The organism is Rhizobium sp. Nf11,1, assembly GCF_050587665.1.
Classification (GTDB): Bacteria; Pseudomonadota; Alphaproteobacteria; order Rhizobiales; family Rhizobiaceae; genus Rhizobium.
In genome coordinates this window covers 229,010-241,925 of sequence record NZ_JBOBHU010000010.1, presented here as the reverse complement: position 1 = coordinate 241,925, position 12,916 = coordinate 229,010, and the positions used below count along the sequence as shown (strand labels likewise).

Annotated in this window: 15 protein-coding genes and 1 pseudogene; 10 read left to right on the top strand and 6 right to left on the bottom strand. The window is 62.4% G+C overall.

Annotated features, from left to right (window positions below):
* Positions 1 to 17 precede the first annotated feature (17 nt).
* On the bottom strand, positions 18 to 491 hold the full coding sequence (locus ACQ7C1_RS17320; protein WP_430959155.1) for a hypothetical protein: 474 nt from the start codon (positions 489 to 491) through the stop codon (positions 18 to 20).
* Between the two features lie 62 nt (positions 492 to 553).
* Positions 554 to 3,562 (bottom strand): excinuclease ABC subunit UvrB, encoded by a 3,009-nt coding sequence (gene uvrB, locus ACQ7C1_RS17315; RefSeq protein WP_430959154.1) that lies wholly within the window; start codon positions 3,560 to 3,562, stop codon positions 554 to 556.
* Positions 3,563 to 3,801: 239 nt separating this feature from the next.
* On the opposite strand from uvrB, the gene ACQ7C1_RS17310 reads away from it, so the two are divergent.
* The gene (locus ACQ7C1_RS17310; protein ID WP_430959165.1) at positions 3,802 to 4,104 is read left to right on the top strand and encodes a DUF982 domain-containing protein; all 303 of its coding nucleotides are present in this window, start codon (positions 3,802 to 3,804) and stop codon (positions 4,102 to 4,104) included.
* Positions 4,105 to 4,161: 57 nt separating this feature from the next.
* Here ACQ7C1_RS17310 and ACQ7C1_RS17305 read toward each other — a convergent pair whose 3' ends face one another.
* Positions 4,162 to 4,563, bottom strand: coding sequence for a GFA family protein (locus tag ACQ7C1_RS17305; protein WP_430959153.1), 402 nt, complete (start codon positions 4,561 to 4,563; stop codon positions 4,162 to 4,164).
* 163 nt (positions 4,564 to 4,726) lie between these two features.
* Here ACQ7C1_RS17305 and ACQ7C1_RS17300 point away from each other — a divergent pair, with 163 nt between their 5' ends.
* Complete coding sequence (locus tag ACQ7C1_RS17300) at positions 4,727 to 5,068, top strand: lipoprotein (protein ID WP_183704465.1); 342 nt, start codon at positions 4,727 to 4,729, stop codon at positions 5,066 to 5,068.
* A 161-nt stretch (positions 5,069 to 5,229) separates the two neighbouring features.
* Here ACQ7C1_RS17300 and ACQ7C1_RS17295 read toward each other — a convergent pair whose 3' ends face one another.
* Positions 5,230 to 5,685, bottom strand: a complete 456-nt coding sequence (locus ACQ7C1_RS17295; protein WP_430959152.1) for a DUF805 domain-containing protein — start codon at positions 5,683 to 5,685, stop codon at positions 5,230 to 5,232.
* 161 nt (positions 5,686 to 5,846) lie between these two features.
* On the bottom strand, positions 5,847 to 6,617 hold the full coding sequence (locus ACQ7C1_RS17290) for an adenylate/guanylate cyclase domain-containing protein (RefSeq protein WP_430959151.1): 771 nt from the start codon (positions 6,615 to 6,617) through the stop codon (positions 5,847 to 5,849).
* Positions 6,618 to 6,899: 282 nt separating this feature from the next.
* Between ACQ7C1_RS17290 and ACQ7C1_RS17285 the strand changes: the two genes are divergently transcribed.
* From ACQ7C1_RS17285 to ACQ7C1_RS17265, 5 genes are all read left to right on the top strand, one after another.
* Positions 6,900 to 7,685: a DUF899 domain-containing protein gene (locus ACQ7C1_RS17285; RefSeq protein WP_430959150.1), complete on the top strand. Its 786-nt coding sequence runs from the start codon at positions 6,900 to 6,902 to the stop codon at positions 7,683 to 7,685.
* A gap of 126 nt (positions 7,686 to 7,811) precedes the next feature.
* Positions 7,812 to 8,177, top strand: coding sequence for a DUF4087 domain-containing protein (locus tag ACQ7C1_RS17280; protein WP_430959149.1), 366 nt, complete (start codon positions 7,812 to 7,814; stop codon positions 8,175 to 8,177).
* A 129-nt stretch (positions 8,178 to 8,306) separates the two neighbouring features.
* Positions 8,307 to 8,867: a NuoB/complex I 20 kDa subunit family protein gene (locus ACQ7C1_RS17275; protein WP_085778533.1), complete on the top strand. Its 561-nt coding sequence runs from the start codon at positions 8,307 to 8,309 to the stop codon at positions 8,865 to 8,867.
* 138 nt (positions 8,868 to 9,005) lie between these two features.
* Positions 9,006 to 9,383, top strand: a complete 378-nt coding sequence (locus ACQ7C1_RS17270) for a response regulator (protein ID WP_430959148.1) — start codon at positions 9,006 to 9,008, stop codon at positions 9,381 to 9,383.
* A 53-nt stretch (positions 9,384 to 9,436) separates the two neighbouring features.
* A complete protein-coding gene (locus ACQ7C1_RS17265) occupies positions 9,437 to 9,691 on the top strand; it encodes a hypothetical protein (protein WP_430959147.1) in 255 nt (84 codons plus the stop codon).
* Positions 9,692 to 9,743: 52 nt separating this feature from the next.
* On the opposite strand, the gene ACQ7C1_RS17260 is transcribed toward ACQ7C1_RS17265, so the two are convergent.
* On the bottom strand, positions 9,744 to 10,667 hold the full coding sequence (locus ACQ7C1_RS17260; RefSeq protein WP_430959164.1) for a LysR family transcriptional regulator: 924 nt from the start codon (positions 10,665 to 10,667) through the stop codon (positions 9,744 to 9,746).
* Positions 10,668 to 10,768: 101 nt separating this feature from the next.
* Between ACQ7C1_RS17260 and ACQ7C1_RS17255 the strand changes: the two genes are divergently transcribed.
* From ACQ7C1_RS17255 to ACQ7C1_RS17245, 3 genes and pseudogenes are all read left to right on the top strand, one after another.
* Positions 10,769 to 11,650 (top strand): NmrA/HSCARG family protein, encoded by an 882-nt coding sequence (locus ACQ7C1_RS17255; protein ID WP_430959146.1) that lies wholly within the window; start codon positions 10,769 to 10,771, stop codon positions 11,648 to 11,650.
* A gap of 146 nt (positions 11,651 to 11,796) precedes the next feature.
* A complete protein-coding gene (locus tag ACQ7C1_RS17250) occupies positions 11,797 to 12,597 on the top strand; it encodes a class I SAM-dependent methyltransferase (protein ID WP_430959145.1) in 801 nt (266 codons plus the stop codon).
* 35 nt (positions 12,598 to 12,632) lie between these two features.
* Positions 12,633 to 12,788: pseudogene (locus ACQ7C1_RS17245) on the top strand (MFS transporter); the annotation flags it as partial.
* Between the last annotated feature and the right edge of the window lie 128 nt (positions 12,789 to 12,916).

Below are 12,916 nucleotides of genomic sequence, written 5' to 3'. Positions count from 1 at the left end.
GCAAATCGCGAAAGCGACTATTGGCAAGCGCCCGACGAGAACCTAAACGCGTACCCATATCTTCCGAAGCGGCATGCCAACACACCGGCCATCTTCCGATCCTGCTCCTCGGTCGTATCGGTAATATTCGGATTTCGCGCCTCAAGCGCAAAGCGGCCGAACGCGGCGGGCCAGATGTAACGCAGGTCGTTCAGCGAGACGGTGCCGCCACAGTAGGGGGCTTCGGTGTTCAGGTCTTTGAAGCCATCGGCAGAAGCGGTATCCATGGCGTCTCCCCACCATTCCTCGGCGTCCGCGCCGCAGGCGCTGCATTCCACGCCGGACCAGTTCTCGCCGGGATCGTAGAATCTGACCTCATCTTCGAAGCTTGCAGTCACTTCGTCCGCTTTGGTGGCGATGGCTTTTAGCAGGGAGACCGCACTGTCTGCGACGTCGGGGGAGGGCTGCCAATAAGGATCTGCGGGGACATAGCGCAGGAAGGTTTCGGACATCGGCGCGCTCCTTTGTGATTAAAACATCGCTAGGTGTTACTGCACCAAAAGAGCGGAATGCGCTAGCGTCCCGGCCGTCCGGTCTTCCCCTTCGTCCGTCCCTTGCGCTTCTGCTCGCCCGGCTCCTCATAACTGCCGGCTCCAACCCGGCCGCGCACGACCGGCCTGACACCATCGTCGCGTTCCGGCTGCCCTTCCAGCAGTGGTGAGAAGCGCTTCGTGCCCTTGGCGGCGTCGGGCTTGTCAGGCACATGGCCGATCACCGGTTTTTCCGTGCGGCCGACGGTCATTTCGTCGAGGGTGTTGCGGCGGAAGAGGCTCTTGCTGTCGGCGGGGGTGGCGACGTGGCGGCCCATTTCGTCGAGTTCCGGTTTGCGGAAGAGGGGCGTGGCTGTGTCCGTGCCGGGGCCCATGTCGTCGAGGGTGGGTTTGGAGAAGTAGGAGGGTGTGGCACCCCCCTCTGTCCTGCCGGACATCTCCCCCACAAGGGGGGAGATCGACTCGCGGTTGGCTTTTCCGTTCTTTTTGCCGCCTTCCTGGTTGCGGGCTTCCTCCCGCGCCATCGGATCGTCCATGGCGGCGAGTTCCACGGCCTTGAGGCGTTTGATTTCGTCGCGGAGGCGGGCGGCTTTTTCGAAGTCGAGGTCGGCGGCGGCGTCGCGCATGCTCTTTTCGAGGGCGTTGAGGTGAGCCTGCAGGTTGTTGCCGACGAGGTTGCCACCGTCGGCGAAGCCTTTGCCGGAGACGCCCGAGATGTCGGCGCGGACGTGGTCGCGCTCGTAGACGGAGTCGAGGATGTCGGAGATCTTGGCCTTGACGGATTCCGGCGTGATGCCGTGTTCCAGGTTATAGGCCATCTGCTTTTCGCGGCGGCGGGCGGTTTCGTCCATGGCGCGCTGCATGGAGCCGGTGACGTTGTCGGCATAGAGGATGACCTTGCCGTCGACGTTGCGGGCGGCGCGGCCGATCGTCTGGATCAGCGAAGTCTCGGAGCGGAGGAAGCCCTCCTTGTCGGCGTCGAGAATGGCGACGAAGCCGCATTCGGGAATGTCGAGGCCCTCGCGCAAGAGGTTGATGCCGACCAGCACGTCGAAGGCGCCGAGGCGCAGATCGCGGATGATCTCGATACGTTCAAGCGTGTCGATATCGGAGTGCATGTAGCGCACGCGCACGCCCTGCTCGTGCAGATATTCGGTCAGGTCCTCGGCCATGCGCTTGGTCAGCACGGTGCAGAGCGTACGGTAGCCCTTGGCCGCGGTCTCGCGGATCTCGCCGAGCACGTCGTCGACCTGGGTGCGGGCCGAGCGGACCTCGACCGGCGGGTCGATCAGGCCGGTGGGACGGATGACCTGTTCGGCGAAGACGCCACCCGACTGTTCCAGTTCCCAGCTGCCCGGCGTGGCCGAAACAGCGATGGTGTCGGGGCGCATGGCGTCCCATTCCTCGAAGCGCAGCGGCCGGTTATCCATGCAGGAGGGCAGGCGGAAGCCATATTCGGCCAGTGTCGCCTTGCGGCGGAAGTCGCCGCGATACATGCCGCCGATCTGCGGCACGGTGACATGGCTCTCGTCGATGAAGACGATGGCATTGTCGGGAATGTATTCGAACAGGGTCGGCGGCGGATCGCCGGGGTCGCGGCCGGTGAGATAACGCGAATAGTTTTCGATGCCCTGGCAGGAGCCGGTGGCTTCCAGCATTTCGATATCGTAGCGGGTGCGCTGCTCCAGGCGCTGCGCCTCCAGCAGGCGGCCGGCCTTTTCGAGCTCGGCGAGGCGCAGACGCAACTCCTCCTTGATCGCCTTGATGGCGCCGTTCAGCGTCGGGCGCGGCGTGACATAGTGCGAATTGGCGTAGATCTTCACCGATTTCAGATCGCCGGTCTTCTGGCCGGTCAGCGGATCGAATTCGGTGATGGCGTCGATCTCGTCGCCGAACATGCTGATGCGCCAGGCCGCATCTTCCAAGTGGGCGGGGAAGATCTCAATGGTGTCACCGCGCACGCGAAAACTGCCGCGGGTGAAATCCATGTCGCGGCGCTTATATTGCTGGGCGACGAGATCGGCCAGCAGTTGGCGCTGGTCTAGCCGGTCGCCGACATTCATCTGGAAGGTCATGGCCGTATAGGTCTCGACCGAGCCGATACCGTAGATGCAGGAGACCGAGGCGACGATGATGCAATCGTCGCGTTCGAGCAGCGAGCGCGTCGCCGAGTGGCGCATGCGGTCGATCTGCTCGTTGATCGAGCTTTCCTTCTCGATATAGGTATCGGAGCGCGGCACATAGGCTTCCGGCTGGTAATAATCGTAGTAGGAAACGAAATATTCCACCGCATTGTCGGGGAAGAAGTTCTTGAATTCGGAATAGAGCTGGGCGGCCAGCGTCTTGTTCGGCGCCAGGATGACGGCTGGGCGCTGCGTTTCCTCGATCACCTTGGCCATGGTGAAGGTCTTGCCGGAGCCGGTGACGCCGAGCAGCACCTGACTGCGCTCGCCGCTCTGCAGGCCCTCGACGAGATCGCGGATCGCCGTCGGCTGGTCGCCGGCCGGCTTGTATTCGGAAGCCATGCGGATGGTGATGCCGCCTTCGGATTTGTCCGGGCGGGCAGGGCGGTGCGGCGTCCAGATCTTGCCGTTCTTGTGCAGCGGGTTGCCGCTCTCGATCAGCTTCGACAGCGCCTCGACGGTGGCGGTGACACCGCCGGGCGAGATGCTGCCGGCATCCTCTAGCGAAATGTCGAGACCCGCCACTGGGTTCAGGCCGGCGGCGGCGCGCGTCTTCGGGTCGGAGGAGCCACCGATCGAGACGCCGCGTGCGGTCTTGCTTGCCGTCGCCTTCTTGTTGACGCTGACGGCTTCGGTATGCTTGCGCGCCTCGTTCTCAACCTTCTTGCGGTGCTTGCCAGCCTTGGAGGCAATCTCGCGCTGGCTCTCGACGCCGGAGGCTTCGGCATCGGCCTCCAACTGCTTCACCCAATCGGCGACGGAGCCGGAGAGGGGGGCGCCCTCAAAGGACGATTGCGGGGCTTCCTCGAAACCATTCGAGGTCGGAGATTTTTTCGGAGCTTTGGCCATGGCGCGAATATGGAGAGAGTCAGCGCGAAAGGGAAGAGGGAAAGAGTACAAAAGGGAAACGAATGAATCGTTCGGATTGGCTCAACAATTCCCCGGCTTACGGCTGATGGGCGGGGCACCCGCTTCATCTTCGAGGCCCTGCGCGGCTCTCAGGATGAGGCTCTCTTGGATGGGCCACCGTTGCCATCGTCTCGCCTGCGCTGGAACCGGGATCGGCCTTCAGCAGTTAATCCTATGTCATTTCAGCCTCGGGTGCGACTGCCATTAGCGACCATTCCGCCTTCTGGAAAAAACCGATCTCGATCGAACTTGATACCGGCGAACGGCTGGTTCTCCGCTCACCGCAGGATGCGCTTTATGCACTCGTCTCCGACTGGCCCGTCAATGGCGGCGTCCATCAGCAGAGGGCGATCGATTTCTGCCGCGCCTGGCTTGCCGGCCGCATGCCGGCAGAAACGGTGCGGCAGGCTTTTATCCTTGCGGCGCTGGAGGCTGGCGTGGCGATCATTGAAGAAGGGGACGGGGCGGAAGCTCGCTTTTGAACCCTCCATATAGGGGCAGCGGTTCTGCCTTATCCGCGCGTCGGCGGCATTACGCCGTCAAAACCAGAGATCCCTAACGCAGCGCCCATCGGAGGGAAGGTCGTCGAATTTATCGAGACCATCGAAATGGTCGATCGGCAGGTCGGCGACGAGATCCGGCGACGCGAGCCGCAGGTTGACGGCCATGCGGCGGCGGCCTTCCTTTTGCAGGCGCAGGCTACGCCAGCTGAGCACGCAGGCGCATGTCGGGCAGAACAAGATTTCCAGCGACGGGTTGTCCTTGTCGGCGCGGGTATAGGAGGCGGTTTCGCCGCTGAGCGTAATGCGCTCTCCTTCATAGTCGTAGGCCCAGAGGGTGCCGTAGCGCCGGCAGAGCGTGCAATTGCAAGCGGTGATCGAGCCGGGGTCGCCTTCGAGCGCCCAGCTCGCCTTGCCGCAATGACATGAGCCCGTCAGCATGAGGTCCGTCCATCCTGTCTCTATTCGGTGACGGCATCCTGCCTCAACGGGGCGACGCCTGCAAATGCATCCTAGAGAAATAAAAGTCTGTGGTTGAAGGCCGAGCAGCCTCCCGCAGTGCGCGCGGTAATGTTACAGCTGCTGCGGGAATTGGGGACTATTCATGAAAAAAATCATCATTGCATTCGCGGCGGCCGCGGCGCTGGCCGGCTGCGCCAAACGTCCTGACGCCATCGTTCAGGTCGATATTCCGATGGCGGCCTATACGAACCTCAGTTGTGAGACGCTCGCCACTGAACTCAAGAAAGAGAAGGCGAAGCTCGACGACCTGTCCAAGCAGCAGATCAGCGCGGCGAACGGCGATGCTTTCGGTGTTTTCCTCGTCGGCGTTCCGATCGGCAGCGTCGCGGGCGGAGACAAGGAAGGCGAAATTGCCGCGTCCAAAGGCAAGGTCTCGGCCATGCAGTCCGCCGGCATGAGCAAGGGCTGCAAGCTGCCCGGATGATCGCCGGTTGGGCGAGATCATCGAGATCGAGCCAGAGCACCGGTTTACGATCAGGAAATGCTTGGCGTTGGAAGCGGACTGCGCATCCCGCAGTCCGCGCAACGGAAAGACCGTGTCAGCAACGGCAGCGCTTTGCCCGCGAGATCCATTCTCACCTTTGCTCAAGCAAAGACGGGTTCTCTGGAGTCCTCCACTGTCGACGCCCTGCAGTACCATGCGAGGACGACAACCGTTCCAATGGGAAATAATAGTGCAAGAAGCTGCCACCATCCGCTCCGGTTGGTGTCGTGAAGGCGTCGGGCGGCCATGGCGATCGACGGAAGAAACGTGGCCAGCGACCAGATCAGGTTCAAGGTTGCGCTCCGATCCACGAAATACAAAGCGATGGCGACGAGAAAGACGAAGAGCGCCGAATACCAGAACTCTGAGCGACTCGCTCTGCCGCTGAAGTTCACATAGTTCTTGAAATAGCTTCCAATCGCCTGGCCGAAACCCATGGCCTGCGGCTGGCCGCCGAAGCGGTTCGGTCCGATTGGTGTTTTCCTGAAGACGAAGATCAATGCTACGCTGATCGGGATCAAGACGATCAACCAATGAAACAGAGAAAAACTGCCCATGAGATACCCCAGCTGTTAAGACAGCATAGCGATAAGCGATGTTTGTTTCCGGAGGATTAACTCGCTTGTGATCCGATGTGTTTCGCAATTGCAGCGTGAGAACTGAAGCTGACAAATTGGGCGGCGAGATGATGCTTTGAAAAGACCGCAATCGCCGTCGCTCAGCACTTGACCAGAACGCGCGCCTGCACCGGCTGCTCGATGCCCTTCAGCGCCAGCATGCGCGTTTCGGCGCCTGCCACGAGTTCGGCAGCCTTCGCGGCCGTTTCGGCCGAGATCAGGATCTCGCCGGCGGCGGCCTGGGATTCGAGCCTTGCGGCCTGGTTGACGACGCCGCCGATCGCGGTGAAATCGCTGCGGAAGCTCGAGAATTCGCCGATCTGCACCTCGCCGGAATGGATGCCGACGCCGACGCCCAAGGTGCGGCCGGACAGGGCGTCGAGCGCCAGCCCGCTCAGCGCCGCGGCGCAGTTGCGCTGGATCTCTTGGGCGGCGCTGATCGCCGCGCCGGCGTGATCCTTGCGGATGATCGGGAAATTGAAGATCGCCATCAGGCCATCGCCCATCTGCTTGTTGACGATGCCGTCATGCGCCCAAATCGCCTGGGCGCAGCGATCCTGGAACAGGCTGACGATTTCGCTCAAGTGCACTGCCTCAATACGCTCGGAAAGATCGGTAAAGCCCCTGATGTCGGCGAACAGAATGGTGGCGTCGACAGTGATCTGGCGCTGCTTCTGCACATATTGGAACGAGCGCTCGCAGATCGTGCAGATATCGGGATTCATCTTGCTGCGGGTAATGCCGAAGGCGCGGAAGGGAAGCGCAAGCGGGCCGCCGATCGGGATCGGCATATGCATCTGATCCCAGCAGCCGCGGCAGATCCTGGCGCTGCCGTGCCTTGCCTGCTCCGTGAAGGTGGATTCTGTTGTCATGTCGTACGATCCAATGGCCGTGGTGAAGCTTCCGTCAACATGTGGGTTTTGGCAACTGTTGTGTTGGTTGAGCAGGTTTCGTCGGCCGCGGTCGGACAACTGCGTTGGCTTACGGACCAACTGCGTTGGCCTGCGGACCAACTGCGTTGGCCGCGGGATAACAGACACACTTGTTACTCCCACAGTTCGGTGCCCGATGCGAAACTATCTCCGACCAATCGCGATGCACCGGCCTTCGGACAAGGAGGCGCGGGAACTCGCCCCATCGAGGAGATTGAAGCGATGACTGCAACAGAGAATGGAAAGGGCGGACAGGCCATGCAGCGGCCGCCTGTCGTGCCGCAGCAGGCCTGGGAGGCGGCTCACAGGCAGCTTCTGGTGAAGGAAAAGGCGCATACGCGTGCTCGTGACGCGCTTGCCGTCGAGCGGCGGCGCATGCCGTGGATGGCCGTCGAAAAGCAATATGCTTTCGAAGCGCCACAGGGCAGGATCAGCTTGCTCGACCTGTTCGAAGGCCGGCACCAGCTCATCGTCTACCGCGCCTTTTACGAGCCTGGCGTCTTCGGTTGGCCGGAGCATGCCTGCCGCGGCTGCTCGATGGTTGCCGATCAGGTCGCCCATGTCGCCCATCTCAACGCCCGCGACACGACGCTGGTCTTCGCCTCGCGCGCGCCGCAGGCCGACATCGCGCGGCTTAAGGAACGGATGGGATGGACGATGCCCTGGGTGACGATCACCGACGACTTCGACAAGGATTTCGGCGTCGACGAGTGGCACGGCACCAATGTCTTCTACCGCGACGGCGAGTGCATCTTCCGCACCTATTTCGTCAACAACCGCGGCGACGAGCAGATGGGCGGCACCTGGAATTATCTCGACATCACGCCGCTCGGGCGCCAGGAGGTCTGGGAGGATTCGCCAGCGGGCTATCCGCAGACCCCAACCTACAAATGGTGGAACTGGCACGACAGTTACGTTGCCGACGCCGAGCCCGACAAGAAATGGGTCGAAGTCTCCGATGCCGGCGAGGCGGCGTTCCGGGAGGAAGCAGCAAAGGCGAAATCGTAGGCCGGAGCCTCGAAGGGCGAGGGCGGATGGATGACACCTGTGGACATCGTCCCAGGCCAATCGGAAAACCGCTGTTGCCTTGCCGGGCACCGACCATGCATAGTGGGAGGTGACTTGGAGGGGCCGATGGCCAGATTGCCTGCGCTTGTTCTGATGATGCTTCTCCTGCCCGCCGCGGCGCATGCCGAACGCCGCTGCGGCTGGCTGGACAATCCCTCAATGGCCAAATGGTTGCTCATGGATGCCGGCGGCGGCTGGACCATCATGGACAATGGCAGCGGCTACAAGGCGGCCGAGGGAATGGACAAGATCCCGGACCTGACGACCGGCGAATTTGTCTACACCTATGCCGCGCATGGTTATGCCTGCGCCTGCATGGACGTCGACACGGACGGTGAGGAGGGAATCACCCGTATTTACTCCGTGCGGCAATTGCCGCTCTCGCGGTGTCGGAACGACACCGCCATCCGCTGGTTCCTCGATAAGGACTAGCGATCGGGCCGGGCAATCCTTCGGCATTGAGCGCCGCATCTCAGAACAGAAATCAGGACGCGTGTCCGTTATCGCGGCCGGAACTTTGTCGTGTGCGCCGGGTTTGAGGTCGGCTCACAGGAGAAGACGATGCCGTCCTTCACGCAACCGCGCCCGGCGCCCGGCAATTTCCAATTCCCCGGCGAACAGCGGCAGGGCGACCCGATGATGGGCACGATCAATGCCGAGCTCGCCGACAAGGGTTTTCTCGTTACCAGCACCGACGAACTCATCACCTGGGCGCGCACGGGCTCGCTGATGTGGATGACCTTCGGTCTGGCCTGCTGCGCCATCGAGATGATGCAGATGTCCATGCCGCGCTACGATGTCGAGCGCTTCGGCGTCGCCCCGCGCGGAAGCCCAAGGCAGTCGGACCTGATGATCGTCGCGGGCACGCTGTGCAACAAGATGGCGCCTGCGCTGCGCAAGGTTTATGACCAGATGCCGGAACCGCGCTACGTAATCTCCATGGGCTCCTGCGCCAATGGCGGCGGCTATTACCATTATTCCTATTCCGTCGTGCGCGGCTGCGACCGCGTGGTGCCTGTCGACATCTATGTTCCCGGCTGCCCGCCGACGGCCGAAGCGCTGCTCTATGGCATCCTGCTCCTGCAAAGGAAGATCCGGCGCAATGGCAGCATCGAACGGTAGCGCCGATGACACGAGGAAATCAGTTACCATTTCGACACGCATGCCTTTTACCCCGGAAACTTTCGAGGGGAAGTCGCGTTGTAGCGGTTGCCGTCGGTGTGCCCGGCGGCCCGCTTGCCCATGGGAGGAGGAAGATCCATGAAAGTCCTGATCGTTGAAGACGAGAACATCATTGCCATGGAACTCGAGCGTATCGCGCAGGATGCTGGCCACCAGACTGTCGGGCCGGTTTCGACAATCGAGCAGGCGCTCGCCTATGCTCAGAGAAGCGATGTCGCATTGGTCGATCTCAGCCTTGCCGACGGCTTGAGCGGCGCGCAGCTCGCACGCCGGCTGATCGATCGCCACGGCGTCGACGTGATCTTCGTCACCGGCAGTCCGGAAAGCGTCGGGAATGGCATCGAAGGCGCCCTCGATGTGATCGCCAAGCCCTTCACCGACGAAAGGATCGCCAGCGCGCTTTCCCGGGCGCAGTCCCTGCGCAGAGATTACGAAGGCAAGAACGCTGTCTTCTGACTGCGTAAAGTCGTATTCTTCCGCTGCCATTGTCACCGGGAGGAGATGCCAGGATGAAGCACGCGCTCATTGCCGTTTTCTTCGCCCTCACGGCCTGCGCCAGTACTTCAGGCGAACCGCAGCCGCTTCAGGGCAGTCTCACCTATGGCGGTAAGATCATTCATTCGCCCTATCGCACGGGAACGGTGGTCAACCACACCTTTCTCGGCGCATTCGGCTATCGTGTCTTCGAGACCTATGTCGTTCAGCCGGACGGGACGCTCAAATTGACGTCGCAAAGCACGGGGCCAGATTTCCTTTGGCGGTGAAAGGGGCTAGCGACGGCTGGGCCTTCCTCTTTATCCCGCTCGGCCCGCAGGCTCATCGAGGTGTGATCGCCGGTGCCCCGATTGCGCCTTTTCCGACGTTCAGGTGATCGATCGCCAATTGGATGAATGCCTTGACCAGCGGCGACACGTGCTGGTTGCTGGGATAGACGACATGCAGACCGCCAGGCGGTGTCGTGTAGCCGTCGAGGACGCGCCGCAGCCGGCCGTCCGCGATGCAGGCCGCAGCCATTCTTTGCGGCAACTGTGCGATGCCGAAGCCGGCGATCGCGGCAGTCATGACCGCCTGAATTTCGTTGGCGGCGAAACGCCCGGACACCGTGACCGTTTCCTTGATGCCGGCGCTCTCCAGCACCCAGTGCGCACCAGCCGCCGACGGACCGGCGATGACGCAGGCGTGATGGGCGAGGTCCGCCGGACGATCCGGCACGCCGCAGCGGGCGAGATAGTCGGGGCTGGCGCAGAGAATCCTGTAGGTCGAGCCGAGCTTGCGGGCGATCAGCGTCGAATCCTCCAGAATGCCGGTGCGGAAGGCGAGGTCTATGCCGTTCTCGATGAGATTGAGCCTGTCGTCGGTCAGGCGCAATTCCACCTTCGTCTTCGGGTAGATTGCCAGGAAATCGGAGATGGCGGCGGAAAGGAAATGACCGCCGAAGCCGACCGGTGCGGAGATGCGGATCGTGCCGGCGGGCTCCGCCCGCGCCTCGGCCAGGCGCAGATTTGCCTGCTCGAAGGCGCCGAGCGCCGCGCTGCACTCCTCGTAATAAAGGCGCCCCGCATCCGTCAGCCTGAGGCTGCGGGTGGTGCGCTGCAGCAGCCGCACACCCACCTCGCGCTCAAGCGCGGCGATACGGCGGCTGACCGTCGTCTTCGGCATGGCAAGCAGGCGGGCGGCGGCGGTGAAGCTGCCGGCCTCGACGACGCGGGCGAAGATAAGGATGTCGTTGAGATCCAGCATTGTATTCACCAGTGGCACGATGTTTCCCTGATGTAGCCTATTATGGTTCAATTCGACAGGTCTTATCTTCTGGCTCATCGCCAACCACAAGGAGCAGAGAGATGAGCAATGGAAGAAGCGTTCTGGTAGCCGGCGCCACCGGCCAGCAGGGCGGCGCGGTCGCGCGCGCACTGATGGCGCGGGGGCATCGCGTCAAGGCGATCAGCCGCAGGCCGGACAGCGACGCCGCAAATCGGCTGGCCGCGGCCGGAGTGGAGATCGTCGGGGGCGATCTCGATGATGCGGCGTCGGTGACGAAGGCCGCAAGCGGCGTCGACACGATGTTCCTGATGGGCAACAGCTATGAGGCCGGAACGGAAGCGGAAACCCGCCAGGGCATAACCGCCGCCAATGGGGCGAAGGCCGCCGGCATCGGCCACCTGATCTATTCCTCCGTCGGCGATGCCGACAAGAAGACCGGAATTCCGCATTTCGACAGCAAATATATGGTCGAGCAACATATTGCCGGTCTCGGCATTCCCTACACGGTCAGTGCACCCGTCGCCTTCATGGAAAACACCGCGGCGCCGTGGGCTATCGACGGGCTGCGCCAGGGTGTCTATGCCGCGGCGCTGCCGCCCGCGCGCGTGCTGCAGCAAATCTGCCTCGCCGATATCGGCGCCTTCGTCGCGGCCTTGGCCGAACGGCGCGAAAAGGTGTTCAGCCAGCGTTTCGACATTGCGGGTGACGAATTGTCGGGCGAGGAGCAGGTGAGGATCCTCTCCGAAACGCTAGGGCGCCCGATCGCCTACCAGGAGTTACCGGTTGCCGCAATGCGGCAGCAGAGCGAGGATGCGGCGCTGATGTTCGAATGGTTCGACCGCACCGGCTACGACGCCGACATCGCCGCCCTGCGCCGGGATTTCCCTGAGGTCGGCTGGCACCGCTACCGCGATTGGGCGCGCGCGTTTGACTGGAGCGTTCTCGAGAGGGCGACCGGGTGAGGCGATCTCGCGGCCATCAAGAATGGCAGATCCTCGGCGCGGGCCGAGGATCACGGAGAAACCCCTCCAGTTTCAGAACCACTATCCCCTTGCGGCGGGCGTCGGCCAGTTCATAATGAGCCGTCGTCCTTGGAGGGGAGGCTTCCATGCCGTCGAATTTCCATGTCGAAAGTGCAGATGGCTATGAGCGGCTTATGGGCCGGTGGAGCCGGACGTTGGCGCCGATGCTGATCGACTTCGCGGGGCTGGCGGATGGGGATCGCGTGCTCGATGTCGGCTGCGGCACCGGCAGCCTGACGTTCACGCTTGCGCAGAGGCCGGGGCTGCGGGAAATCGCCGCTATCGACTATTCGCCTGTGTTTGTCGAGGCGGCGAAGCGGGCCAATAGCGATCCGCGGGTCACCATCCAGCAGGCGGATGCCTGCGCGCTGCCCTTCGAGAATGACCGTTTCGACAGAGCGATGTCGTTGCTCGTCCTGCATTTCGTGCCGGAGGCGGGCAAGGCGGTGGCCGAGATGGCCCGCGTCGTGCGGCCCGGCGGCACGGTCGCCGCCGCGGTCTGGGACCATTACGGCGGCATGTCGGGCATGCGGATGATGTGGGATACGGTCGTCATGCTTGACGAGAACGCGCTGCCGCTACGCCGCAAATATTGCTTCCAGCCAATGATGCGGCCAGGGGAGATGAAGCAGAGCTTCATGGCAGAGGGCCTCGCTGATGTCGAGGAGACGTCGCTTCTGATCCGGATGAATTACCGTTCCTTCGACGATTACTGGCAGCCGATCGCTGCCGGCGAGGGACCGCTTGGGAGATATGTCTCCGGGCTCGAGCCGGAGAAGCGCAAAGCGGTGGATGCCGCCCTCAGGGCAGCCTACGAAGCGGGTGAGCCGGACGGGCCGCGGTCGTTCGCGTCTGTAGCTTGGGCGTGCCGGGGCAAGGTGGTTTAAGCAGGTGCGCCACGGCTCTAGAATCTCATCCTGATGTGCCCCGCAGGGGCCTCGAAGGGCGAGGGCCGCAGCAGCACAGTACCGGATTGCCAGCTATCTCGGCTGGACGATGTGTTTCATTTTTCATCATCGTCTTCGTGCTCAAAAATATCGGCGAGGAATTCCATACAGACGTTCCCGCCTTCTCTGTGCTGCATGAAACATGAGCCTTTTCAGCAGATTACAAATCGTCCATGTCGTGATATCGCCGCATTTCCTACAGATTGCCGTCGCAATCGGCTGTCAGCCTGTCACCATCAAGTGATCAGGAGGTGATCGG